The following is a 24,873-nucleotide window of genomic DNA, read 5'->3' on the forward strand; positions in this document are numbered from 1 at the left end:
TCTTTTGAAGGGGGCGTTTTGAATGTTATTTTGAAAGTGAAACAGAGAGACTTTCTAATCCTCTTAAAAAGACATTTTTTCTCCATTGAATGTCATCAGGCATCGCGAGTTCAATATCAGGAAACCTCTTCAGAAGTGCGTTAAATGCAATGTGGCCTTCCAGCCTGGCAAGAGGCGCTCCTAAGCAGAAATGAATGCCAAAACCGAAAGAAATATGTCTGTTAGGCGACCGATTTATATTTAAAATTTCGGGGTTTTCAAAAAAGTTCGGATCGCGATTGGCAGATCCGATGCCTATAAAAATCATGTCTCCTCTTTTGATCGAATGCCCTTTGTATGTAAAGTCTTCGATGGCCCAACGATTTGCCATCATAACGACAGGTGAGGTGTATCGCAGCAATTCTTCAACCGCTGTAGCAATCATTTCGGGATGCTGCTTGAGCTTCTCATATTCCTTCTTATGCTGCAGCAATGCGAGGGTGCCGGAGCCGAGTAAGTTTACAGTCGTTTCAAGGCCCGCTACAACGAGCAAGAACAGCATGGAATAAAGCTCTTTTTCGCTTAATTTGCTGCCGTTTTCCTCAGCATGCACAAGTTTGCTGATTAAATCGTCTTTTGGCTTTATCCTTCTGTCATGGATCAGCTTGGCGATATAATCCTTAAATTCACGAAGGGCTTGATTAGTCAGCTCTCTGTTACCTTCAGAGGTATCAACCATCGCATTGGTCCAGATTTGAAACTGTGTTCGATCTTCTTTAGGAATACCCATCAATTCAGATATAACAATAAAAGGCAAAGGGGAAGCGAAGGATGTCATGATATCCGCTTTATCTTCTTTTTCCATTTCATCTAAAAGCTGTTCAGAAATTTGTTCGATGCTGCCGCGCAGATTTTCAATGGTTCGGGGAGTAAATGCTTGATGAACAAGTGATCTCAAGCGGGTATGGTCAGGTGTGTCTTTTGCCAGCATATGATCGGAAACAAAATCGATATCTTCACTAACGTTGAGCATTTTGATTTGTTCTTGGCTCATCACATTTTTCACGTCTCTTGTAATTCGAGTGTCTTTTAAAAAGGCCATACAATCATCGTATCGGGTTATTAGCCAAGCCGGATACGTGCCTCCGAACCGTTTTAATTCAAATCGGTGAATGGGATCTTCCTCTCTAAATCGTCCTAAAACTGAAAAAGGGTTATCATGAAACTCTTTACCATGCGGATGAAACATCAATTTTTCCATTTGCATTCTCCTCGCCTAATAGGGTAAATAGATGAATCAAATTGCTGAACTCGTTTACAAAAAACAGAATGATTTGAAATGTAATCCTGTCTCTAAAACTATATATCTATTATAGGCGTCATTCAATAGGATGAAGAACGAAAAAGCAAAAAAAGGGCTTGATGTAAAGCAGCGCCTTTGAGCGAATGCTCTAAGGCGCTAAGCTGCATTATTTCGATGAAAGTGAGAATCAGCTGTGCTGGATATCAATTGTATATACTGCACGATCTGTTACGACCTTCAATCCTTCGTTTTCTTGATGAATATGAATATCACCTAATAAAGGAATCTCATAGGCATTTTGCGGAAGCGGCACGTTTCCGTCCTCAGTGAAGGTTGTTCCTTCACCTTCTAAAACGAGCTCTTCTTTCGCTACATAGTCATCAGGGTGACTCGTGCTTCGTATAGCCACTTTTTGAAGGTGGAGAACAATCTGATCCAAGTCTGATATCTCTTCATCATGGGTCAATTCACCTTTTCTAATATCAAGTGTCTGGCCGACTTTTGATTCCAGCCATTGGGAAAGCTGTGTATTCGTGTGTGCCATCAATATTCCTCCTTTTGATCTACACGATACTATTCCCAATTGCTGCATCTTTTACACGGAAAAGAGCCGCCTCACCCCTTATGTATGAAACAATTCGCTGTTCAAAGCCTTGATATAACGTATGGCAGAACGCTGGACAGCTTCGCCGGCATTTTCTTTGACAACTTTAGAAAAAGCATTGTAAAGCCGGTTGAATTGAAGCGGTTTCACTTTGGCTGCTATTTCTTCAACTTTGGATGCGGGAAGGGGAATGAGATTTGGGTAGCTGTACATAAAGCTGACCCAGTTTCGATCCGCCGTAACCGTAATGATATCTCCAGTCAATAGACATCCTTTCCCTTTATTGCCGTTGCTCCAATGAAGAACAGCACCGCCTTTAAAATGTCCGCCCAGTCGGTAAAGGTCCAGCCCCGGCTTCATGCTGAGCGTTTCCCCTGACCAGAAGTGAATGTGATTGCTTGGTCTTGTCACCCATTTTTTGTCATCTTCATGGATATAGATCGGGGCCTGAAATGCTTCAGCCCACTCAACCTGAGTAGAGTAATAATGTGGATGAGACAAAGCGATGGCTTGAATACCGCCTAATTCGTTGATTTGGTCAATTGTCCTTTGGTCAAGATATGAAATGCAATCCCACAGCACATTAAAGCCCTTATGCTGGATCAGATGGGCTGTTTGTCCGATCGCAAACTCTGGTTCAGTTTTGATGCTGTAAAGATGGTCTTCTTCCTTTTTGAGAATGTTTTGAAGGTTTTCTTTCTCACGCATGTCTTCAAGAGTTGTCCAAGTTTGTCCATCAGGATGAATATACTGTCTCTCATCCTCGCAAATCAGACACGAGTTGGGCGGATCTACAGTCTGTGCATGCTGCACACCGCATGTGTTGCAGATATAATATGGCACTTTCTTCACTTCCTTCATCCATTTTCCATTATTTTACCTTATGGTTATGAATATTCAAACAAAAATCCGGCAGTTCTGCTGAGAGAAAATTGCCGGATTTTTGATGCTGTTTATTGGCCGGGAACGGAATTTTCCGCGTTGACAGCGCCCGCTCCGTACACATTCGGATCTTCATCTTTCCATTTGTCCGTGCCGTTTTTCAAAAGATCTTTCACTTCATCGGGTGAAAGATCCGGGTTTTGCTGAAGAATTAAAGCTGCGATTCCTGCGCAAATTGGTGTTGCCATCGAGGTTCCTGACATTGTGAAGTACTGAGATCCTACACGGCTTGACTTTTGAAGCTTATCAATATAGGAATTCGGAGAGCGAAGGGAAATAATATTAACACCCGGCGCTAAAATATCGGGCTTTTCTTTCCCGTATACTGTCGGACCGCGGCTTGAGAAGGAAGCGACCGTATCATCATCGTTGCTTGCAGTATCGTTATCGTCAAGCGCACCTACTGTAATCACTTTTTCGCTCACGCCCGGGCTTGCAATGGTCTGCGAATCAGGGCCTGAGTTTCCGGCAGCGACACAGACGACAATCCCTGCGTTCCACGCTTCTTCAACCGCTCTGACTAACGGATCTTCCTGTTCATTATCATATCTAAGGGCATCGCCCCCGAGCGACATACTCATAATATCAATCGGTTCATCAGGGTTGTCCTCATTGTATTGAATACACCACTCAACACCCTCTATAATATCTGCTAACGTTCCTGAACCCTGCTTGTTTAAAACCTTTACGCCGATGAGATTGGCTTCCGGTGCAGGTCCGCGGTATTTTCCGGAAGAGGATGCGCCGCTGCTTGCGACATCACCTGCACAATGTGTGCCATGACCATTATCATCGTATGGCTCTGTTTTTTGATTGACCATGTCCGCGAACCCGATAATCCTGCCTTCTAAATCAGGATGCGGGTAGATTCCTGTATCGACAACAGCGACAGTAACGCCTTTTCCTGTCAGGGTTTGCCCGTTTCGGACGACTTCCCTCGCATGGCTTGCTTCAGTTGCCGTGTCTAAAAGCGCTTTGACTTCGCGGTTTAAATACACTTTACGGATATTGCTGCATTCAGAAAGAAGAGAATGTAATGCTGAGGGGGTAACCTCCGCACTGCAGCAGTTGATTTTGTTGAAGCGGGTTTTTAGCTTACTCCGTTTTTCTTTTTGCAGTACCTCCCCAGCCATTTGAATGCCGGTCTCGTGACAGCCTTCCTCAAATTCAATAATGACTGACATTCTTTTTCTGTTTTTCAATTTGGTTTCGAAAAAATTATGCAAGAAGCAAGGAGTCCATTTGAAGGGCTTGTAAAGCTGCAATACGGTTTCCCGTAACGGCCAATCTAGCTTATGAGCATTTGCTCTCACCATTTGTACCATAGAGTACCCAAACATGTATTTTCCTCCTATTATAAGGTTCTCTGTATACTCTATGAACAGATGATAGGTTTGGTAAGTTTGTTTGTCCTTTATAAGAGGCGGATAAGAGTTTGTTTTTATGAATCTTTCGTATTAGATACGATGGATGAGAGGTTGAGGAAATCATTGGGGATTGAAAAGGAACGTTTGTTCGTATTATAATGTGGTCATATCAAACTGGGAAGGGGAGAGCGGCTGTATGAATTTCTACTTACATCGATCTTTGGAAAGCCAAATGCCAATCAGCATTATATATATGAAGAAAGACGGAACAATTAGTAAAAGAACGATTATTGTAAGGCAGAAAAGCAAAACGAAAATCAAAGCATTTTGTTTTTCGAAACAACAGATCAGAACATTTTTGTTGGACTCTATCCTCTCCTGTGACTTTGTGAGAACAAATAAGAAAAATCTTTATTTTGCAGGCCAGTAACAGGCGTCCGTCTCAGCAAGCGGCCAGCCTGTTACGAAAACCCTCCTTAAACCTATATACATTTATTTGCCAAGTGAGGTTGTTCCTACCTTTTTTGGCTTTCCTCTCAACCTTTTTTCACTCTTATTTGAAATGAACCGCTAATAACCGTGACAATCAATTGATTTTTTGAAACCGGGAACTTTTTCACTGATGATATCGTGTATACAATGGTAAGATAAAACCTATTGGCTAAACCTCATATAATGAACCGTGCCATTCTTATGAAAGGAGTTAAACATGAGAAGATTTTTACTAAATGTCATATTAGTCTTAGCCATTGTCTTGTTCTTGAGATATGTTCATTACTCATTAGAACCTGAACCATCAAATCAGCCAGATACATATTCAAATTTCAGCAGCTTGGCAGAGAATGAGAGTCCAGCCGATTACGATATTTCATATAATGAGAAAAAAGGAAGCAAAGTCTTAATTATGTCTCCGCATGGCGGAAGAATTGAAGGCGGAGTAAGTGAGCTTGTTCGGTATTTCAATCATGAATACTCTACATACCTGTTTGAAGGGCTGAAGTCCCATGATAACCAAACGCTGCATATTACAAGCACCAATTTTGATGAGCCATTAGCTAAAAAGAAAATCAAGGAGCATCAATATGTGGTGGCTTTTCACGGATATAAAGGGGAGAACAAGAATACCCTTGTAGGGGGAACGGACCGAAAGCGGGCAAAAATGATTGTGAGAGCTCTTGAGCGGAGAGGTTTTTCCGCTGAATTAGCGTCGTCTAAAAGCGGTCTCGCTGGATTGAATGCCGAAAATATTAACAACCAAGGAGAAACGGGGCTAAGTATACAGCTGGAAATCAGCCGCGAGCAGAGAGAAGCATTTTTTGATGATTTTTATTATAAAAATAGAAAATACACAAAGAACAGTGAATTTTATGCTTATGTCAGTGCGATCAAAGGTGTCCTGGAAAAAGAGTATTCGTAACAAGCAGATCAGGAGACAAAATACGAGAAGATCAGTAGACTGAAATAGGATGAACAAGGAGGCAAAACAATGGCAGATCATCATTTTTATTTAAAAGCGAACTGGCCGGGTAAACGCAATGATGTGGGTACGATCGAAAGCGGTAACCTGATCACATCGATTTCCATCCCTAAAGAAATGGATGGACCGGGAGAAGGGACCAACCCTGATGAAATGCTTCTCGGTGCGGCAGCGACCTGTTATATTATTACACTTGCAGCGATGATGGAAAGAAGCGGGCTGGAAAAAGAAGACTTGCAGATGGAGTCAGAAGGTATTGTCGACGTCACGAAAGGAGTCTTTACATACAAAAAGATCATTCACCGTCCCTTTGTTGTGCTTAAACATGATGCTTCACAAGACGACATCGCATTGGCGCACAAGCTTTGTGAAAAAGCGGAGTCGTCATGCATGATTTCGCGCGCGATTCAAGGGAATGTTGAGCTGCAGCTTGAAGCCTCTGTAAAAGTGGGAGGAGAATAATGAAAACAGACGGTTACTCACAGACCGTCTGTTTTTTATCTTCAGCGTGGGCTTTCGACTGATTTAGCACGACCACGCCCGCAATGACAAGCGTGAGACCGAATATTCCCTTTAAACTGATGGTTTCGCCAAAAAGCAAAAAACCGACAATGGCTGTAAGCGCGGTACCAACGCCCGACCATGTTGCGTACGCGCTTGATAAGTCAATTGTTTTTAAAGAAAAGCTTAGAAAAGTAAAAGCGGAAAGAAATCCGACTACGATTCCGGCAATGGGCCAGGCCTGTGTAAATCCTTCTGAAAGCTTCAGCATCGTGCTTCCAAACACTTCAGATAAAATGGCGAGAGCCAAATAAAGCAATCCTTTCATCATCCTCACTCCTTTACTGCCAGTTGAGTAATACAACCCCTGATATTAATAATAGAATCCCGAAAAGCCCTTTCGCATTCAGTTCTTCCTTGAAACATTTCACTCCGATTACTGTCGTCAGCACCGTTCCCGCCCCGCTCCAAGTCGCATAGGAGAGGCTTAGGGGAATATGGTTTAACGTCAGTGACAGCATATAAAAGGCGAGGGAATAGCCAATGACGACCAAGGCACTCGGCTTCCACTTTTTGAAGCCATCAGATACTTTCAGCATGGCTGCCCCTATCGATTCCGAACATATGGCAATCGTGAGGAATATATATCCTATTAACATCTTAAATTCTCCTCACTATATTTTTAGATTAGAAAAGAGCTTCAGCTAGAAAAATATTAGTGTATGCATATGTATGAGTCAAGAGATTCATTTTTACACACTTAAAAAGACCCCTTTTTGAGGGGTCTTTTGCGATTAATAATAATAAGGGAACGGGGCATACGGATAATAGGGGTATCCGCCATACAAATAAGGATTAAATAAAGCGCTTCCTATAAGCCCGCCTGCAAGGCCGCCGATAAACGGACCTCCAAAAAATCCGAATGGCCGGCCAAACCCAAATCCATAGCCAAATCCGGGTCTTCCAAACCCGTAACCGAATCCGAAAGGTCTTCCAAATCCAAACGGTCTCCCGAATCCAAAAGGTCTTCCAAATATTCTTGTATCTTCAGGATTGAAATTCTCTAACTCGTTCATGTTTTCTTTCCTCCTGTAATAAAGTGTAGATGATGCAGTGTATTCAGCCTGCCCGGATTTGATTGGGCGAATTAAGGAAAAAAGAGGATGTGAACACATTGGGCCTGTATCAGTCTGACTGGTCGAAAGCACCTCCCCACGCACATGCTTATCATGTCAAAACATCGAGGGAACAGGGCCATTATCATCTGATTGAAGGGTTTACTCAGCCCGCAAACGGATCAAATACCGATCAGCACACACATTACTATACAGGGATCACTTCATTTGAAAACGGCCATTTTCATCGGTATTACGGAATCTCAGGACCGGCGATTCCTTTAGCAGATGGCACACATTATCATGAAATCGAAGAAACGACGTATCTGGCCTATAACAAGCCGGTTGAGATCCAGTACGGAGGGGTTGTTTATGCTCCCGGAGATGACGAAAGAAAAACGCACCGTCATACCCTGAAAGGACAGACGAGGGAAATTGTCGGCAATGAGCCGATCGGCTGGTAGAAGGATGTTTACCGATGCAAAAAAAGGGCAAAATGGATAGGTGGTTGTCCATGTTGAATGCTATAATGGGGGGAGATTTATAAAAGAGAGTGATACATATTGAATAATACGAAGCAGCCCGTTGTCATTTTAGTCGGACCGACGGCAGTGGGAAAAACCAATTTAAGTATTCAGCTAGCCAAATCTTTAAACGCGGAAATTATCAGCGGAGATTCAATGCAGATTTATAAAGGGATGGATATTGGAACAGCTAAAATTACCGAACAGGAGATGGAGGGAGTTCCTCATCATCTGATTGACATTTTAGAACCCCAAGACTCCTTCTCTACCGCCGATTATCAAAGCTTAGTAAGAAACAAAATCAGCGAGATTGCAAATAGAGGAAAGCTTCCGATGATTGTCGGTGGTACAGGGCTATATATACAATCTGTGCTTTACGATTATACATTTACGGAAGAGGCAAATGATCCTGCATTTCGAGAGAGCATGCAAATGGCAGCTGAACGGGAAGGCGCTGATTTTCTTCATGCCAAACTTGCTGCAGCAGATCCCGAGGCGGCAGCTGTGATTCATCCCAATAATACAAGAAGAGTCATTCGCGCGCTGGAAATTTTACATACATCCGGAAAAACGATGTCGCAGCATTTGAAAGAACAAAAACGAGAACTTCTGTACAATGCAGTGTTAATCGGGCTGACAATGGATAGAGACACGCTTTACGAAAGAATTAACCGGCGGGTCGATATGATGATGGAGGCAGGTCTGCTTCCGGAAGTGAAACACTTGTACGACAAGAACGTGAGAGACTGTCAATCGATACAGGCGATAGGCTATAAAGAGCTTTATGCATATTTTGACGGTTTTGTGACACTTTCCGATGCTGTTGAACAACTAAAGCAGAATTCAAGACGGTATGCGAAACGCCAGCTGACGTGGTTTCGCAATAAAATGCAAGTTACATGGTTCGATATGACACCGCCAGTTGATATGGAGCTGAAAAAAAAGGAAATTTTCACACATATAGCAGGAAAACTCGAACTTTAATCGAAACTGTATGATATAGAGAATCAAGGAGGACGAAACATGAAACCGATTAATATTCAGGATCAGTTTTTGAATCAAATCCGGAAAGAAAATACGTATGTCACTGTTTTTTTGCTGAACGGCTTTCAGTTGCGGGGCCAGGTAAAAGGCTTTGATAACTTTACCGTTTTGCTGGAATCGGAAGGTAAGCAGCAGCTTATATATAAACATGCGATCTCAACGTTTGCGCCGCAAAAAAACGTCCAGCTTGAACTCGAATAGATCAAAAAATGCCATGTCAAGACATAAGAAGGCTGCCGGGGGATTCTCGGCAGCCATTTTTAACATGTAAATTCACTTTTGCTCCAAACTTTTTTGAGTAAGCTGACCATGCCAAGGCACGGTCTTTTTTTATGAGAACAACATACTAAAGAAAAAATGGTATATTATGTATAAATATGAACTTAGGGAGTGACGCGACCTTGTTTGAAAGTGAAGCAGAACTGAGACGAATCAGGATCGCCCTTGTGTGGATAGCTGTTTTTTTACTGTTCGGGGCGTGCGGGAGTCAAGATACCATCATTGAAACAGACAGCGGCAATTCAGACTATGAAACGCCTCAGCCAACCTCGTTTCCGCTTGAACATAATCATTTTGGCGTGATGGAGGACGGCTATATCAAAATTTATGAGTATAATGAGTCCCGCAATGAGGTAAAGCTGAAGAAAGAATACGCGGATGATGAGCTTGAATAAAATTCACAAGCATTCGAATTTACAAAGCGGATGCCAGCCGCTAAACTAAATACAGACACAGATCAAACAGAGGGTGAAAAAATGAAGCATAAAGTGATCGTGAATCATTGGGAAGAAATTTGCGAAGATGATTCTTGCTATGAATATGGAACAAGTATCATTGTGAACGGAAAAGAATTAATCAGAGAAGCGTCAATTATCACTGCTTTGAAGGCGGTTTTAGAAGAGATCGGCGCGGATGTTGAAATAGAAGAAACAGTAGAGAGCGAAAAATGCTGTGATAGCTTAAGAAAAAAAAATCTAGACTACTAAGCAGTTTTTTTTCATGTTATGATAAACATCGGCTAAAAAACGACACCCCGAGTAGGATGAGAGATGATTCTCGTTCTGCTCTCTTTTTTGGGCCCTAATGAGTCTGTCCATTTGCCTGATTTGATCAAAATATGAATTTTTCATAAAAACGAATCTATATATTGTGTTTTTGCTAGAGGGTAGTATACTATATATAGTGTTAGTGATGAGAGATTCATATTTTTTGATAGGTCGTGATAAAACGTGGTACAAATCATATTTGATTCGAAAACAGGGAATGTTCAGCGGTTTGTGAATAAAATAGGCTTTCAGCAGATACGCAAGGTGGACGAAATAGACCACGTGGACACTCCGTTTGTTTTGGTCACCTACACGACAAACTTCGGTCAGGTACCGGCATCAACACAATCATTTCTCGAAAAATACGCCCATCTCTTATTAGGAGTCGCTGCGAGCGGCAATAAAGTATGGGGCGATAACTTTGCAAAAAGCGCCGATACCATTTCTAGACAATATCAGGTGCCGATCTTGCACAAATTTGAACTCAGCGGCACATCTAAAGACGTTGAATTGTTTACTCAGGAGGTAGAAAGAGTTGTCACAAAATCAAGTGCCAAAATGGATCCAGTTAAATAACGAAATCATGATCCAAAAAGATGGAAAATTCCAGTTTGATAAGGATAAAGAGGCTGTACATAGCTATTTTGTAGACTATATCAATCAAAACACAGTTTTCTTTCACGATTTAAAAGAGAAGCTGGATTATTTGATTGAAAACCAATACTACGAAGAGGAATTCTTAAGCCTTTATTCTTTTGAAGACATTAAAGAAGTGTTTAAGACAGCTTACGCTAAGAAGTTTCGTTTTCCTTCCTTCATGAGTGCGTTTAAATTCTATAATGACTATGCTTTGAAAACGAATGACAAGAAAAAAATCCTCGAGCGTTATGAGGACCGGATCTCAATTGTTGCGTTGTTCTTCGCAAACGGCGACACTGAGAAAGCAAAAGAATATGTGAACCTGATGATCAATCAGGAATATCAACCGAGCACACCGACATTTTTGAATGCCGGCAGAAAACGCCGCGGAGAACTTGTCAGCTGCTTCTTGCTGGAAGTCAATGATTCCTTAAACGATATTTCAAGAGCGATCGATATCTCCATGCAGCTTTCTAAGCTGGGCGGCGGGGTTTCTCTTAACCTGTCCAAGCTCCGCGCGAAAGGTGAAGCCATTAAAGATGTTGAAAATGCGACAAAAGGCGTTGTAGGCGTCATGAAGCTTCTTGATAACGCGTTCCGTTACGCTGACCAAATGGGGCAAAGACAAGGGTCCGGCGCGGCGTACTTAAACATTTTCCACCGCGATATCAATGATTTTCTTGATACGAAAAAGATTTCTGCGGATGAAGATGTGCGTGTCAAAACGCTTTCTATCGGTGTTGTCATTCCGGATAAGTTCGTTGAGCTTGCACGTGAGGACAAAGCGGCTTATGTATTCTATCCGCACACGATTTATAAAGAGTACGGCCAGCACATGGATGAGATGGACATGAACGAAATGTACGACAAATTTGTCGACAACCCTCGGGTCAAAAAGGAAAAAATCAACCCGCGGAAACTGCTTGAAAAACTGGCGATGCTTCGTTCTGAATCAGGCTATCCATACATCATGTTCCAAGATAACGTGAACAAAGTGCATGCGAATAACCATATTTCCAAGGTGAAATTTTCTAACCTTTGCTCTGAAGTGCTGCAGGCATCTCAAGTGTCTTCATACACAGACTATGATGTAGAAGATGAAATCGGTTTGGATATTTCCTGCAACCTGGGCTCACTTAACATTCTCAATGTTATGGAGCATAAATCAATCGAAAAAACAGTCAAGCTTGCGACAGACTCTTTAACACATGTGTCTGAAACGACTGACATCCGTAATGCACCTGCTGTAAGACGTGCAAACAAAGCGATGAAATCAATTGGTCTCGGCGCTATGAACCTTCACGGTTACCTTGCGCAAAACGGTATTGCTTATGAAAGCCCGGAAGCGCGTGACTTTGCAAACACGTTCTTTATGATGGTGAACTTCTACTCCATCCAGCGTTCTGCGGAAATTGCAAAAGAGAAAGGCGAAACGTTTGATCAATATGAAGGCTCAACCTATGCGACGGGTGAATACTTCGACAAATACGTTTCCACTGATTTCTCGCCGAAATACGAAAAAATCGCCAATCTGTTTGAAGGTATGCATATCCCGACGACAGAGGACTGGAAACAGCTAAAAGCATTTGTCGCTGAACACGGTATGTATCACAGCTACAGATTATGCATTGCGCCAACAGGCTCTATCTCATACGTGCAATCAAGTACGGCGTCTGTTATGCCGATTATGGAACGAATTGAAGAAAGAACATACGGCAACTCAAAAACGTATTACCCAATGCCTGGGCTTGCATCTAATAACTGGTTCTTCTATAAAGAAGCCTACGATATGGACATGTTCAAGGTTGTAGATATGATCGCGACTATCCAACAGCACATTGATCAGGGCATCAGCTTCACATTGTTCTTAAAAGACACAATGACGACCCGTGATTTAAACCGAATCGATCTGTATGCACATCATAGAGGAATTAAAACCATTTACTATGCAAGAACGAAAGATACTGGGCAAGACAGCTGCCTTTCTTGTGTTGTTTGATTAAAGGAGAGTTTATAGTGACAAAAATTTATGACGCAGCAAACTGGTCAAAGCATGAAGACGATTTTACCCAGATGTTCTATAACCAAAACGTGAAACAGTTCTGGCTTCCGGAAGAGATTGCTTTAAACGGCGATCTCCTCACATGGAAGTACCTCGGAAAAAATGAGCAAGACACTTATATGAAGGTACTTGCTGGACTTACGCTTCTTGATACAGAGCAGGGGAATACGGGGATGCCGATCGTGGCTGAACACGTAGACGGCCACCAGCGGAAAGCGGTGCTGAACTTTATGGCGATGATGGAGAACGCTGTCCATGCGAAATCGTACTCTAATATCTTCATGACCCTTGCACCGACTGAAACGATCAATGAAGTATTTGAATGGGTTAAACAAAATAAATATTTGCAGAAAAAAGCGCAAATGATTGTCGGGCTTTACAAAGCCATTCAAAAAGATGATGAAATTTCACTGTTCAAAGCGATGGTTGCTTCCGTCTATCTGGAAAGCTTCCTTTTCTACAGCGGTTTCTATTATCCGTTATATTTCTACGGACAAGGAAAACTGATGCAAAGCGGTGAGATCATTAACCTGATTCTTCGTGATGAAGCGATTCACGGCGTGTATGTCGGTCTCCTAGCTCAGGAAATTTATAATAAACAGACAGAAGAGAAAAAAGCAGAGCTTCGTGAATTTGCGATCGACCTTCTGAATGAGTTATATGAAAATGAGCTTGAGTATACAGAGGACTTGTACGATCAAGTCGGACTCTCACACGATGTAAAGAAATTCATCCGCTATAATGCAAATAAAGCGCTCATGAACCTTGGATTTGATCCATACTTCGAAGAGGAAGACATTAATCCGATCGTTTTAAACGGATTAAATACAAAAACAAAATCGCATGACTTCTTCTCTATGAAGGGGAACGGTTATAAAAAAGCGACAGTTGAGCCGCTCAAAGATGATGACTTTTATTTTGAAGATGAAAAAGAGCAGATATAATATCTGCTCTTTTCGGCTTGAAGGTTAAATGAGGAGGACGCAGTACCCATGGGAAAAATGGACGAAATGATTTTAGTCGCCCCGCGTGATGATGTGTTTAAGAAAGAAAGCTTAACCTTCCAGGGCGTGAACAGCGAAGATAGCAGAGTAGCAGAAATCATGGCTCGGATTGAAGCTGCCTATCGTGAAATGAGAAGGGGAGACGCGGAAGAAGATCCGCGTTTCAAACAGCCGATACCTTATGTCGTCATCAAGCGCGAAGATGAAGTCTTCCTTTACGAGCGGCTGGCCGGCGGCGGTGAATCACGCCTGCACAACAAACTTTCTCTCGGCTTTGGCGGCCATATGAACGCGATCGAAGGGGCAGCTTCATTTGCTGAAGTCTTAAAGCTGAACACAGACCGTGAGCTTGAGGAAGAACTGCAAATAAATGAAGAAGATAAACAGGCGATTGTCACACTGGGATTGATCAATGATGATGAAAACAGTGTCGGTAAAGTGCATATCGGTCTTCTTTCTGCGCTTCAATTGAAGCCCGGCGCACAAGTGGAAGTGAAAGAGAAAGACCAAATTGCAGGTAAATGGATGAAAGTTTCTGAATTAAAACAGGATGACATCTATAACCGTCTGGAAACATGGTCACAGTTTGTTGTTGATATTCTTGAATAAAAAAACCCGGTTTCTCGTGATGAGGAGCCGGGTTTTTTTATGAGACGCTCGTCTCCGTCTCGACTATGATTCCAGAATCACAATAGCGTCAAAGCCGGCATTTCTCACTCTGGCAGCGAGAGTGTCCGCATTGTCTTTGGATGAAAATGCGCCAATCTGCACTTTGTATAATCCATCCTTTAAAAGGACAATCGAGTCAAACCCTTTAGCTTCGGCGCTCCTTGCCAGCGAGTCCGCATTCGCTTTGACTTTAAATGCACCGATTTGAACCTTATATAACCCTGTGCTGGAAGTCTTTTTAAGGTTAAAGGCTTGCTCCAGCCCGTTTGCATGCCCTCTTGCTAAGCTTTGAATAAAGCTGCTTGTTTTCAGTTTGTTTGCATCGGCAACGGTATCAAGGAAGCCGTTTTCGGTCAATAGGGCAGGCATGGCCGACTCCCTTAGGACGTGGAAGTTGGCTGTTTTTTTGCCGCGATCGGCAAAGTCGACTGCTTGTATCACTTCAGAGTGAATTGTCGATTGATAAGACGTCGTTGGGGCACCTACACCTGGATAAATGTAGCTTTCAAAACCTGTGCCTCCACCGGAATTAACGTGAATGGATAAAAAGAAATCTGCTCCCCAGTTATTTGCGGCAGATGTGCGGTCATTTAAGCTGACATATTGGTCGCTTGTCCGGCTCAGCAGCAAAGAAATACCTTCATATTCATTAGTCAATATCGTACGTAAGGCAAAAGCGATTTGCAGAGTTAACGTTTTTTCTTGAAGGCCATTTCCTGTTGCGCCAGGATCAGACCCGCCATGGCCAGGATCAATAAAAATTTTAACCATTCTTCATCACCTCATTACAGGATATGAAAAAACACGGCTTCTGCTTGTACGATTATCATTTATCTGAAAAATGAGGAAATACCCCTTCAACATCCGGAAATTATTTCTCGGGAAAGCGCACAATTCAACATGAAGCGACAACTGATACGGTCTGAAATGAAATATGTGCATATGTCAGATGTTAGTGAGTATTATGGGTTCGATTCTATCTGCACTGATTCCTGCTGGTTTTAAGCTGTGCTTTCATTTTAAAAGCATGCATTTAGATATGAGAGCGCCGTTCATTTTGAAAAAAGGAACGGTCATGAAAGATATCATTAGAAGAAAAGGAAAACACCTTCGCAGGGATCTTCGGGCGGATGATACGCTTTGCACAAAAAACAGCCCGTGTTTCTCAACGTGAAGGGAGAAAAGTATATATTACTCTAATAAAATGATTAAAAACAAAATCTCATGGTTTGTCCACCCCATGTCCGTGAATACAATAAGAAATAAAGTATTTCTCGGGAAAGCGCAGGATTCCCTATCGTTCCCGAAAAAAGCAACTGATTCGACACATGATAGGCGTTTGTCACAATCGGCATCCGCTTGAATATCATATAGAGAGAACAGAGAGGTGAAGATGTTGGAGCGCGCTGTGACTTATAAAAACAACGGACAGATCAACATTATTCTGAACGGGCAAAAGCAGGTGCTGACAAATGCTGAGGCAGAGGCGGAGTATCAGGCTGCATTGCAAAAAAACGAAGCAAAGCACGGCATTTTGAAGGAAATTGAAAAAGAGATGAGCGCATTAGTTGGGATGGAGGAAATGAAACGCAACATCAAGGAAATATACGCCTGGATTTTTGTGAACCAAAAACGCGCGGAGCAAGGCTTGAAGGTGGGAAAACAAGCGCTGCACATGATGTTTAAAGGAAATCCGGGAACGGGAAAAACGACGGTTGCACGGCTGATCGGCAAGCTTTTCTTTGAAATGAATGTCCTCTCAAAAGGCCACTTAATCGAAGCGGAGCGGGCTGATCTGGTCGGGGAATATATTGGACACACCGCCCAAAAGACGAGAGATTTAATCAAAAAGTCATTAGGCGGCATTTTGTTTATAGACGAAGCCTACTCGCTGGCAAGAGGCGGCGAAAAGGACTTTGGGAAAGAAGCGATCGACACACTTGTAAAACATATGGAAGACAAACAGCATGAGTTTATTTTGATACTCGCCGGATATTCTCGGGAAATGGATCATTTTCTCTCGCTAAACCCGGGTCTCCAATCAAGATTTCCCATCTCTATTGATTTTCCGGATTATTCTGTGACCCAGCTCATGGAGATTGCGAAACGAATGATTGATGAAAGGGAATACCAGCTCAGTCAAGAAGCGGAATGGAAATTGAAAGATTACTTAATGACAGTGAAAAGCACGACAAGTCCCATTAAATTCAGCAATGGACGTTTTGTCAGAAATGTGATCGAAAAATCGATCAGAGCACAAGCCATGAGGCTTTTAATGGGAGACCAATACTTAAAAAGCGACTTGATGACAATCAAAAGCCAAGATCTTTCCATTAAAGAAGAAGCATCTGGATCTGCATAGACCTCTCAGTTTTTGAGAGGTCTGTTTTTTGCTTGTATTTCTGCTTTTCAAAGCAATCGATTTGTGGTATACACATGCAGGGTTTGGTATGATAATACTACTGCCCAATATGCAAAAGAAAGGAACATCCATTTGAACGAACAAGAAACGATTCAGGAGAAAGCCATTTTAGTCGGATGTCAGCTGCCGCATATCACGGATGAGCATTTTGAAAACTCTATGGAAGAGCTAGCCTCTCTGACAAAAACAGCAGACGGAAAAGTATTGACCAGCGTCACGCAAAAACGGAACAGGGCTGACGCCGCTACATATATAGGAAAAGGGAAGGTAGAAGAGCTGAAGGCGCTGGTGGAAGAGCTTGATGCTGATCTCCTCATTTTTAATGATGAACTGTCGCCAAGCCAGCTGAAGTCATTGGCAACAGCAATCGAAGTGAAGATGATTGACCGCACGCAATTGATATTAGATATTTTCGCAAAGCGGGCGAGAACAAGAGAAGGCAAACTTCAAATTGAGCTGGCTCAGCTGCAATATGCACTGCCGCGTCTGACGGGACAAGGGATCAACCTCTCCCGGCAAGGCGGAGGAATTGGTGCCAGAGGTCCCGGGGAAACGAAATTGGAGACCGACCGCCGCCATATCAGAAATCGCATTCATGAAATCAACACACAGCTTTCAACTGTCATTCGTCATAGAAGCCGATACCGAGAAAGAAGAAAGAAAAACGGTGTGCTTCAAATTGCGCTTGTCGGCTATACAAACGCGGGGAAATCAACATGGTTCAACCGCCTGACGAGTGCTGACAGCTATGAAGAAGACCTCCTGTTTGCCACGCTGGACCCGATGACCAGAAAAATGGTCCTGCCAAGCGGCTACAGTGTTCTTCTTTCAGATACAGTAGGATTTATTCAGGATCTTCCAACGACATTGATTGCTGCATTCCGGTCAACGCTTGAGGAAGTAAAAGAAGCGGATTTGATCCTGCATTTAATTGATTCTTCAAATGAGGATTATGTGGGACATGAAAAAACAGTCCTTCGTCTGCTTGAGGAACTTGAAGCAGATGATATCCCGATGCTCACGGCTTACAATAAACGTGATCAAAGACTGCCTGATTTTATACCGTCCGCCGGAAGGGATCATATTATGGTCAGTGCGAAATTTGAGGACGACGATGAAACCTTTAAAGAAGCGATTCAGCGCTATTTGCGCAAAGAGCTGTTAACGTCTTTTGAAGCACATGTGCCGGCAAGTGAAGGGAAGCTCCTTTCCAGAATCAAATCGGAAACGATGGTAGACCGCTTCTATTTTAATGAAGAAAATGAACGGTATGACATATCGGGCTATGTCCAAGAAGAGCAAAGTATCATCGGTGAATTAAAGAAGTATATGTAGGAAGGAAATATAAAGACATGTTTGACACATTAACACACGGAGAATTACTCAAAAAAACGGCAATGGAAGTGGAAGCGGACATTGCCGGGGTTCATAAACAAATAGAAGAAATCAGCGAGCGCAATGAATGGAGAGTGCTTCAAAGCTATAGAAAACACAAAGTAAGCGACACGCATTTCACGCCGTCTACTGGATACGGCTACGATGATATCGGAAGAGACACGCTTGAAAGCATATATGCGGATGTGTTTGGCGGAGAAGCGGGGCTTGTAAGGCCGCAAATCATTTCAGGCACACATGCCATCTCGATTGCTTTGTTTGGTGTCCTCAGACCGGGGGACGAGCTCCTTTATATAACGGGCAAGCCGTATGATACGTTAGAGGAAATTGTGGGCGTCAGAGGCGGAGAAAACGCTGGATCATTAAAGGATTTTCAAATCGGCTACAATGCGGTTGATCTGACGGAAGACGGAAGGATAGACTACGATGCAGTCGCCGCTGCGATTAATCCGAAAACCAAAGTAATCGGCATTCAGCGCTCAAAAGGGTATGCCAATCGCCCTTCTTTCTTAATTAGTGAAATAAAAGAAATGATCCGTTTTGTAAAAGAAATCAATGAAAACTTGATCGTCTTTGTGGACAACTGTTACGGAGAATTTGTGGAAGAGCTTGAGCCTTGCCATGTCGGAGCCGACCTGATGGCTGGATCTCTTATTAAAAATCCCGGCGGCGGTCTTGCGAAAACAGGCGGTTACCTTGTTGGAAAAGCGAAATGGATTGAAGCTTGCTCATACCGTATGACATCACCTGGCATCGGCAGAGAAGCAGGGGCGTCTCTTTACTCGCTCCAAGAAATGTATCAAGGATTCTTTTTGGCCCCTCACGTTGTGTCTCAAAGTCTAAAGGGAGCGGTGTTTACAGCGAGATTCCTTGAAAAGCTCGGCTTCACTTCAAACCCGAAATGGGATGCGAAAAGAACGGATTTAATACAATCCGTTGAGTTTTCTGACAGAGAAAAGATGATTGTTTTTTGCCAGGCTATTCAATTTGCATCGCCAATCAATGCCCATGTGACGCCTTATCCGGCCTATATGCCGGGATACGAGGATGATGTCATTATGGCAGCAGGCACATTTATTCAAGGAGCAAGCATCGAATTATCAGCTGATGGCCCTATTCGCCCGCCGTATGTAGCGTATGTTCAGGGAGGATTAACCTATTCGCATGTGAAGAATGCCATATGCAGTGCGGTAGACTCATTGATGGAAAAGCAATTAATTTAAATTTTTTAAAAATTTCTTTGGATTTTGATGTTAAGAATCCTTACATCGTATTGACACAAAATATAACATCACCTATAATGAAACTAAGTTAAGAAAAGGAGGAAATTGAGATGAGTGATAATATTCGCCGCTCAATGCCTTTATTTCCAATAGGAATTGTCATGCAGTTAACGGAGTTATCAGCAAGACAAATTCGATATTATGAGGAAAATGGACTGATATTTCCAGCCAGAAGTGAAGGGAATAGACGATTATTTTCATTTCATGATGTAGATAAACTGTTAGAAATCAAGCACCTGATAGAACAAGGTGTAAACATGGCAGGAATTAAACAGATTCTGGCGAAGGCGGAAGCCGAGCCGGAGAAGAAACAAAATGAGAAGACGAAAAAACCAATGAAACATGATCTGTCTGATGACGAACTGAGACAGCTCCTGAAAAACGAGCTTATGCAAGCCGGCCGTTTTCAAAGAGGGAATACATTCCGTCAAGGCGACATGTCCCGCTTCTTTCATTAATCCGTTAGCAACTGTTTTGCTATATACATTTACCTTTTAAGAGGAGGAATTTTACCAAATGGCAAAGTACACTAGAGAAGATATCGAAACATTAGTAAAAGAAGAAAACGTGAAGTATATCCGTCTTCAATTTACTGACATTCTTGGAACAATCAAGAATGTTGAGATTCCTGTAAGCCAGCTTGGAAAAGCGCTTGATAATAAAGTCATGTTTGACGGTTCTTCTATTGAGGGATTCGTTCGTATCGAAGAGTCAGACATGTACCTGTATCCAGATCTAAATACATTTGTTATCTTCCCATGGACAGCTGAAAAAGGTAAAGTAGCACGTTTCATCTGTGATATTTATAATCCGGATGGCACACCTTTCGAAGGTGACCCGCGAAACAACTTAAAACGGATTCTGAAAGAAATGGAAGACCTCGGCTTCAGCGATTTCAACCTTGGACCTGAGCCTGAATTCTTCTTATTCAAATTAGACGAAAAAGGCGAGCCAACGCTTGAACTAAACGACAAAGGCGGATATTTCGACTTAGCTCCAACTGACTTAGGAGAAAACTGCCGCCGCGATATCGTGCTTGAGCTTGAAGAGATGGGCTTTGAAATCGAAGCGTCTCACCACGAAGTAGCACCTGGTCAGCACGAAATCGACTTTAAATATGCTGGAGCAGTCCGCTCTTGTGATGACATCCAAACATTTAAACTAGTTGTTAAAACAATTGCCCGCAAACACGGCCTGCATGCGACATTTATGCCAAAACCATTGTTCGGTGTGAACGGTTCAGGTATGCACTGCAATCTATCACTCTTCAAAAATGGTGTTAATGCATTCTTTGACGAAAACGCAGATCTTCAGCTAAGTGAAACAGCGAAACACTTTATTGCAGGTATCGTGAAGCACGCAACAAGCTTTACAGCAGTAACAAACCCGACAGTAAACTCTTACAAACGTCTTGTTCCTGGCTATGAAGCACCTTGTTATGTAGCATGGAGCGCGCAAAACAGAAGCCCGCTTATCCGTATCCCGGCTTCCCGCGGCATCAGCACACGTGTTGAAGTACGCAGCGTAGACCCAGCTGCAAACCCATACCTTGCACTTAGCGTATTGCTTGCTGCAGGATTAGACGGAATCAAAAACAAACTGGAAGCGCCGGCTCCAATCGACCGCAACATCTATGTGATGAGCAAAGAAGAGCGCATGGAAAACGGAATCGTTGACCTTCCAGCAACACTTGCGGAAGCGCTAGAAGAATTCAAATCAAACGAAGTCATGGTCAAAGCGCTGGGCGAGCACCTATTCGAACACTTCATCGAAGCAAAAGAAATCGAATGGGATATGTTCCGCACGCAAGTACACCCTTGGGAGCGCGAACAGTATATGTCTCAGTATTAATCTATCAATCCCTTGGCACTATTGGTGTCAGGGGATTTATTGATTAGTTAAACAATTTAATAATTTAATATAGATCCTGTAACACCAGACAAAAGGACGAGGAATAACGGCATTGACGGCGTGTATGGTCTGAAAACAGCAAATGCAGTCAAACGGTTCCAGTCAGTATGTGGCCTGACTGCATTTATGGACCTAAGACTAAAGCGAAAATTGAAGCGAAATTGAATTAATAAAAGAAGCCCTTCTTAAAAGAGGGCTCTTTTTCTAACTATGTTGTTTTAAGGTGTTTTCTAATTTGTTCAGTGACTTGCTTAAGCCATTCTAATGGAGTTATATCATCTTCAGGAAAGTGTATACCATCAGCTGCTTCTTCTATAAATTCATTCTTATCTGCTTCAGAATAATTACTATTTACAAACTCAGTTAGTGCTATTAAATCTCTTTCTTTTAGCTTTTGTGATGCTTCATTTAGATATTCATTAAGAGCATCTTCAGGAGATTCCATATCTTGGTGGAAATGTCCGCCGAGAAATCTAAATACAGGATCAGAAACTTCGATTTCAATCATTACTTATCACCACCAAGAAATGTTAACTTCAAATCTGAGAAATAGTGCATATCTTATTCTATATAACTTTCTGCTATATCAATATCGTTTGTCATTTCTAAGTCAGGGTACTTTTCATCTAATTTTCTTAAACAATTAATAAGTTCTTTACTTTGCAAACTTTCAGCTAAATCTTCAAATACCTCACTGATCCAATATAAATCTTCTTTATTACAATTTTCTAGATAGCTAATTGTATTTTCTTCATTTTCTGAGAGCACTTCAACTATTTCATCCCAACTTTTTTGAATTCCATAGTCATCATTAAGATTAAGTTTTTTTCTTTTAATTAATATAGCTTCCATTTTTTTCTCTAAATTCATATTGATCCTCCATACTTTGTCTATGGTTGTTTAGTTGCATCGGGGAAAATGGTTCCTATTTCTCCATTTGTTTTAATAACTCCAACCCTAACACCTTTATACTCTCCGAATATAGTCACACCATTTTCTGCATTAGTGAATTCGGGTAATTCAGCAATCTTTGCACCGGCTGCTGCAATATCAGACTCTGTCCAACTTTCGGGAAACCAAGATTGATTGGAGCCTGATCTTTTTGCTTTCACCTTGTGTCCGGGAACATTACCTACTCTAACACCATTTTCATATACTTTATTTATATTATAATCTATATTATTTTTTTCAAGAAATTCAATGTTACTTTGTCCATGTCCTCCACCTTTCATTTTTGAAATATTACCTGTTTTCGGGTTTTTAGTAAAATCACCTATGTCTGAGTGCTTAATGCTACTATCAGGAATATTAACCTTAAGACTGCCAGTATCTCTATGATTCCCACCGTTTGGTTTTTCTGACTTGAAGAGTACACTGCTTTTTTCATTTTCCGCAATACTTTTTAATAACGGAGTATTTTTAACGTTAATAGGATTCCCGGCGTCTTGTAGAATCCCTTCTAATGCAGGAGTATATCGATTAATATAAGGTTTGACAGATGGATTGCCATTTTTAATCTTTTCACTAGCTACTTTCCCAACTGTAGCAAGATCCTTCGATCCTGTTGAGACAGAGGACTTTCCACCTTTCAATAACAGAAGACTTCCGCCCAAATAAGTAACATAGTGCATCCGTGTATATGCATCCCCGTGAATCATTTTTTTATCCCAATTATCCTTCAATGTGTCAACCATACTTTGAAAGGCAGTTTGATAGTCGTATTCCAAAACGGTATCCAGCACTTTTTGAGGATCCTTGTTTAAGTTGTCAATTGTCCAACCGATATTCCATCCGAATTGAATAGCTCCTTCACCGGTATCCTTGGCAAGATCGTATATACCAACAATCGCACCCTTGGCGCCATCACCTATGATTTGCAACACTTCTTTTCCGTTATCCATGAAAGCTTTACGCTGTTCAAGAAATGAAACAAATTCAAGCTGTTCAGGGGTAAGATTCTCATAGCCGACCTTCTTGGCAATTTTTAAGTATTCATCCGGATCCGTCACTCCGTCAGCTAGCTTCTTCTTTAAATCTTTGATTTCTCGTTCTTTCGCTTCATCTTTCTTGATCTTCAAATAAGCTTCAGTCTGTTTCTCAATATCGCCTTTTTTCTTATGTATGTCACTTTCACGGTACGCCTTGGCGTTGTAGTGAATGGGTGTGGCGTTCTTCCCTTTGCCTGTGGATTCCTCAAGCTTTTGGAAGTCCTTCTTGATGAATTGCTCGTTTGGCTCTGACTGAGCATATTCAGTAACAAGTGCTTCGTCCACGCTACCTAGTTTGTCGACTGTTTTTTTGCGCTTGTCCTCCGCATTGGCGAGTTCGTCTTTGAAGTTTTCTGTCGAGAACAAATCAAGCGGAAGTATATCGTCAATATCATTTAAGATATCCTTCATGGCTTTCTTTTGTTCTGACATAATAGATTTTGATTTTGTGTAGGCGTTAGCCAGTTCGTGTTCTAAGAAGGATTCTTCTATATATGCATCAGATAAGCTGGCGTCCTCTAAAGTGCCTGAAATGCTCGTCAAGAAAGCAATTTTCATATCAAGTAAGTCAATCCAATTGTCAGCTACACCTGCATGATCTTGATAAAATGCTTTGATGTTGTCGGCGCCTTTTCCGGAAAACTCACTGTCATCTAAATCAGCTACGGCTTTAAAGGCCTTCTTGAGATTGACCATCTGACTTCTTAATTCCTTGTATTCTTTTGCGCGTCTATCTGCTTCTGAAAGCAGTGATTTGGCTTCAAATACTTTCATGATCATATCCTTTCGGTTGAATAGCTCCAACAAGATTTTACCATGGGAAAATGAAGAAATAGACACGGATGTGATTCAAAAGTGAGAAATGATTAATTTGATCTGTGTCATTTTACCTATCTGAATTAATTGAAGACCGTTTACGCAGTCAGGCGGTGCCAGCATGGATATCGCATAACAAAAATAGCCCTTTAGCACCTTACTTTTTTTGTTAAAATGATGAAAACAGCAAGGGGAGATAATATGGCATTACTACGCTTTATAAGTTTATATGGAATAGCCATCATTATACTGATGGTCATAGCGAATTTTGCTCCTTTTTTGGCGATGCCATTATACTATATTGCCATGGCTACATTAGTCTTTCTGATTGTTTATCTGATATATTATTATTCCCAAAAGTTTAGAGGGAGGAAAAAGTAAACAAGCAAAAAGAATTCCAAATATATTTTTGCGCAAACTTTGCACAAAAATATTGTTATAAATCCTATTAAATCAATGATTCAATAGGGGTGATTAACTCCCTCCTAGGTAGTAAGCATATTATTCATAAAACATGCTTTTGACCAAAATTAAGACCAAAATATGACCAAAAAAATTTGAAGTTATGAATCTAACTCCAATTGTGGCAAATATCGTAGATACAATCCTTAATCTGAACGGTGTCCTGACATTTGGAACCGTTCTTTTAATGAGGGACTTTCCATTACGGAGAACCTTACACAGATTGGCGTTAAGATTCCGGCTACCATTACTGAACGTCTTCACGTAATCGAAAGTGACAACGAATAAACAAACGAAAAAGATGAACAGGCTGCTGGGTA

At 41.8% G+C, this 24,873-nt stretch carries 28 protein-coding genes and 2 pseudogenes; 19 read left to right on the forward strand and 11 right to left on the reverse strand.

Going from position 1 to position 24,873, the window contains the following annotated elements:
- Positions 1-25 precede the first annotated feature (25 nt).
- The 4 genes from CDO84_RS08285 to aprX form a co-directional block, all read right to left on the reverse strand.
- On the reverse strand, positions 26-1,240 hold the full coding sequence (locus CDO84_RS08285) for a cytochrome P450 family protein (protein ID WP_040083109.1): 1,215 nt from the start codon (positions 1,238-1,240) through the stop codon (positions 26-28).
- Between the two features lie 229 nt (positions 1,241-1,469).
- On the reverse strand, positions 1,470-1,826 hold the full coding sequence (locus tag CDO84_RS08290) for a protein YmzB (RefSeq protein ID WP_014664051.1): 357 nt from the start codon (positions 1,824-1,826) through the stop codon (positions 1,470-1,472).
- Between the two features lie 78 nt (positions 1,827-1,904).
- Complete coding sequence (locus CDO84_RS08295; protein WP_082033002.1) at positions 1,905-2,729, reverse strand: MBL fold metallo-hydrolase; 825 nt, start codon at positions 2,727-2,729, stop codon at positions 1,905-1,907.
- 110 nt (positions 2,730-2,839) lie between these two features.
- Positions 2,840-4,168: a serine protease AprX gene (gene aprX / locus CDO84_RS08300; RefSeq protein WP_040083107.1), complete on the reverse strand. Its 1,329-nt coding sequence runs from the start codon at positions 4,166-4,168 to the stop codon at positions 2,840-2,842.
- A 223-nt stretch (positions 4,169-4,391) separates the two neighbouring features.
- Between aprX and CDO84_RS08305 the strand changes: the two genes are divergently transcribed.
- The 3 genes from CDO84_RS08305 (at position 4,392) to CDO84_RS08315 (ending at position 6,134) form a co-directional block, all read left to right on the forward strand.
- The gene (locus CDO84_RS08305) at positions 4,392-4,625 is read left to right on the forward strand and encodes a hypothetical protein (RefSeq protein WP_014664054.1); all 234 of its coding nucleotides are present in this window, start codon (positions 4,392-4,394) and stop codon (positions 4,623-4,625) included.
- 279 nt (positions 4,626-4,904) lie between these two features.
- On the forward strand, positions 4,905-5,612 hold the full coding sequence (locus CDO84_RS08310; RefSeq protein WP_014664055.1) for a poly-gamma-glutamate hydrolase family protein: 708 nt from the start codon (positions 4,905-4,907) through the stop codon (positions 5,610-5,612).
- 69 nt (positions 5,613-5,681) lie between these two features.
- Positions 5,682-6,134 (forward strand): OsmC family protein, encoded by a 453-nt coding sequence (locus tag CDO84_RS08315; RefSeq protein WP_040083105.1) that lies wholly within the window; start codon positions 5,682-5,684, stop codon positions 6,132-6,134.
- 13 nt (positions 6,135-6,147) lie between these two features.
- Here the strand turns inward: CDO84_RS08315 and ebrB are convergent, their stop codons facing one another.
- The 3 genes from ebrB to CDO84_RS08330 all read right to left on the reverse strand — a co-directional run bounded on the left by ebrB (position 6,148) and on the right by CDO84_RS08330 (position 7,249).
- The gene (ebrB, locus tag CDO84_RS08320; RefSeq protein WP_040083104.1) at positions 6,148-6,501 is read right to left on the reverse strand and encodes a multidrug efflux SMR transporter subunit EbrB; all 354 of its coding nucleotides are present in this window, start codon (positions 6,499-6,501) and stop codon (positions 6,148-6,150) included.
- A gap of 13 nt (positions 6,502-6,514) precedes the next feature.
- Positions 6,515-6,832 carry a multidrug efflux SMR transporter subunit EbrA gene (gene ebrA, locus CDO84_RS08325; RefSeq protein WP_040083102.1) on the reverse strand — a complete coding sequence of 106 codons (318 nt, stop codon included), beginning with the start codon at positions 6,830-6,832 and terminating at the stop codon, positions 6,515-6,517.
- A gap of 135 nt (positions 6,833-6,967) precedes the next feature.
- Complete coding sequence (locus CDO84_RS08330; RefSeq protein ID WP_040083101.1) at positions 6,968-7,249, reverse strand: hypothetical protein; 282 nt, start codon at positions 7,247-7,249, stop codon at positions 6,968-6,970.
- 89 nt (positions 7,250-7,338) lie between these two features.
- On the opposite strand from CDO84_RS08330, the gene CDO84_RS08335 reads away from it, so the two are divergent.
- The 9 genes from CDO84_RS08335 to CDO84_RS08375 all read left to right on the forward strand — a co-directional run bounded on the left by CDO84_RS08335 (position 7,339) and on the right by CDO84_RS08375 (position 14,216).
- Positions 7,339-7,752: a YmaF family protein gene (locus tag CDO84_RS08335; RefSeq protein ID WP_080478223.1), complete on the forward strand. Its 414-nt coding sequence runs from the start codon at positions 7,339-7,341 to the stop codon at positions 7,750-7,752.
- Between the two features lie 99 nt (positions 7,753-7,851).
- On the forward strand, positions 7,852-8,796 hold the full coding sequence (miaA, locus tag CDO84_RS08340) for a tRNA (adenosine(37)-N6)-dimethylallyltransferase MiaA (RefSeq protein ID WP_014664061.1): 945 nt from the start codon (positions 7,852-7,854) through the stop codon (positions 8,794-8,796).
- 39 nt (positions 8,797-8,835) lie between these two features.
- Positions 8,836-9,057, forward strand: a complete 222-nt coding sequence (gene hfq / locus CDO84_RS08345; RefSeq protein WP_003221097.1) for an RNA chaperone Hfq — start codon at positions 8,836-8,838, stop codon at positions 9,055-9,057.
- Positions 9,058-9,257: 200 nt separating this feature from the next.
- On the forward strand, positions 9,258-9,530 hold the full coding sequence (locus CDO84_RS08350) for a YmzC family protein (protein WP_040083098.1): 273 nt from the start codon (positions 9,258-9,260) through the stop codon (positions 9,528-9,530).
- Between the two features lie 81 nt (positions 9,531-9,611).
- Positions 9,612-9,842 (forward strand): hypothetical protein, encoded by a 231-nt coding sequence (locus CDO84_RS08355; RefSeq protein ID WP_003245262.1) that lies wholly within the window; start codon positions 9,612-9,614, stop codon positions 9,840-9,842.
- Positions 9,843-10,085: 243 nt separating this feature from the next.
- A complete protein-coding gene (nrdI, locus tag CDO84_RS08360; RefSeq protein ID WP_040083097.1) occupies positions 10,086-10,478 on the forward strand; it encodes a class Ib ribonucleoside-diphosphate reductase assembly flavoprotein NrdI in 393 nt (130 codons plus the stop codon).
- Positions 10,438-12,540 (forward strand): class 1b ribonucleoside-diphosphate reductase subunit alpha, encoded by a 2,103-nt coding sequence (gene nrdE, locus CDO84_RS08365; RefSeq protein WP_040083095.1) that lies wholly within the window; start codon positions 10,438-10,440, stop codon positions 12,538-12,540. The genes nrdI and nrdE overlap by 41 nt, the downstream gene beginning before the upstream one ends.
- A gap of 17 nt (positions 12,541-12,557) precedes the next feature.
- Positions 12,558-13,547 carry a class 1b ribonucleoside-diphosphate reductase subunit beta gene (gene nrdF / locus CDO84_RS08370; protein WP_014664066.1) on the forward strand — a complete coding sequence of 330 codons (990 nt, stop codon included), beginning with the start codon at positions 12,558-12,560 and terminating at the stop codon, positions 13,545-13,547.
- A gap of 48 nt (positions 13,548-13,595) precedes the next feature.
- Complete coding sequence (locus CDO84_RS08375; protein ID WP_040083094.1) at positions 13,596-14,216, forward strand: hypothetical protein; 621 nt, start codon at positions 13,596-13,598, stop codon at positions 14,214-14,216.
- A gap of 63 nt (positions 14,217-14,279) precedes the next feature.
- Here CDO84_RS08375 and cwlC read toward each other — a convergent pair whose 3' ends face one another.
- Positions 14,280-15,047, reverse strand: a complete 768-nt coding sequence (cwlC, locus tag CDO84_RS08380; protein ID WP_040083093.1) for a sporulation-specific N-acetylmuramoyl-L-alanine amidase — start codon at positions 15,045-15,047, stop codon at positions 14,280-14,282.
- A gap of 622 nt (positions 15,048-15,669) precedes the next feature.
- On the opposite strand from cwlC, the gene spoVK reads away from it, so the two are divergent.
- From spoVK to CDO84_RS08415, 6 genes and pseudogenes are all read left to right on the forward strand, one after another.
- The gene (gene spoVK / locus CDO84_RS08390) at positions 15,670-16,638 is read left to right on the forward strand and encodes a stage V sporulation protein K (protein WP_003231746.1); all 969 of its coding nucleotides are present in this window, start codon (positions 15,670-15,672) and stop codon (positions 16,636-16,638) included.
- A 132-nt stretch (positions 16,639-16,770) separates the two neighbouring features.
- Positions 16,771-18,033 carry a GTPase HflX gene (hflX, locus tag CDO84_RS08395; RefSeq protein WP_040083090.1) on the forward strand — a complete coding sequence of 421 codons (1,263 nt, stop codon included), beginning with the start codon at positions 16,771-16,773 and terminating at the stop codon, positions 18,031-18,033.
- Positions 18,034-18,050: 17 nt separating this feature from the next.
- Entirely contained in the window at positions 18,051-19,316 is a 1,266-nt protein-coding gene (locus tag CDO84_RS08400; RefSeq protein WP_040083088.1) for a methionine gamma-lyase family protein, read from the forward strand.
- Between the two features lie 110 nt (positions 19,317-19,426).
- A complete protein-coding gene (gene glnR, locus CDO84_RS08405) occupies positions 19,427-19,834 on the forward strand; it encodes a transcriptional repressor GlnR (protein WP_014664075.1) in 408 nt (135 codons plus the stop codon).
- Positions 19,835-19,892: 58 nt separating this feature from the next.
- Positions 19,893-21,227: a type I glutamate--ammonia ligase gene (gene glnA, locus CDO84_RS08410; protein WP_014664076.1), complete on the forward strand. Its 1,335-nt coding sequence runs from the start codon at positions 19,893-19,895 to the stop codon at positions 21,225-21,227.
- Between the two features lie 84 nt (positions 21,228-21,311).
- Positions 21,312-21,457 (forward strand): annotated as a pseudogene (locus CDO84_RS08415) (peptidoglycan-binding domain-containing protein); the annotation flags it as partial.
- 38 nt (positions 21,458-21,495) lie between these two features.
- Here CDO84_RS08415 and CDO84_RS08420 read toward each other — a convergent pair.
- From CDO84_RS08420 to CDO84_RS08430, 3 genes are read right to left on the reverse strand one after another with little or no spacing between them, the layout of a single operon-like run.
- On the reverse strand, positions 21,496-21,795 hold the full coding sequence (locus CDO84_RS08420; RefSeq protein ID WP_040083087.1) for a contact-dependent growth inhibition system immunity protein: 300 nt from the start codon (positions 21,793-21,795) through the stop codon (positions 21,496-21,498).
- Positions 21,796-21,848: 53 nt separating this feature from the next.
- Complete coding sequence (locus CDO84_RS08425; RefSeq protein WP_014664078.1) at positions 21,849-22,157, reverse strand: hypothetical protein; 309 nt, start codon at positions 22,155-22,157, stop codon at positions 21,849-21,851.
- Between the two features lie 20 nt (positions 22,158-22,177).
- Complete coding sequence (locus tag CDO84_RS08430; protein ID WP_088299186.1) at positions 22,178-24,049, reverse strand: T7SS effector LXG polymorphic toxin; 1,872 nt, start codon at positions 24,047-24,049, stop codon at positions 22,178-22,180.
- A gap of 622 nt (positions 24,050-24,671) precedes the next feature.
- Here CDO84_RS08430 and CDO84_RS08440 point away from each other — a divergent pair.
- Positions 24,672-24,841, forward strand: a pseudogene (locus CDO84_RS08440) (phage holin family protein); the annotation flags it as partial.
- Positions 24,842-24,873: the final 32 nt, after the last annotated feature.

This window comes from Bacillus sp. MD-5 (assembly GCF_002201875.1).
Taxonomy (GTDB): Bacteria; Bacillota; Bacilli; order Bacillales; family Bacillaceae; genus Bacillus; species Bacillus stercoris.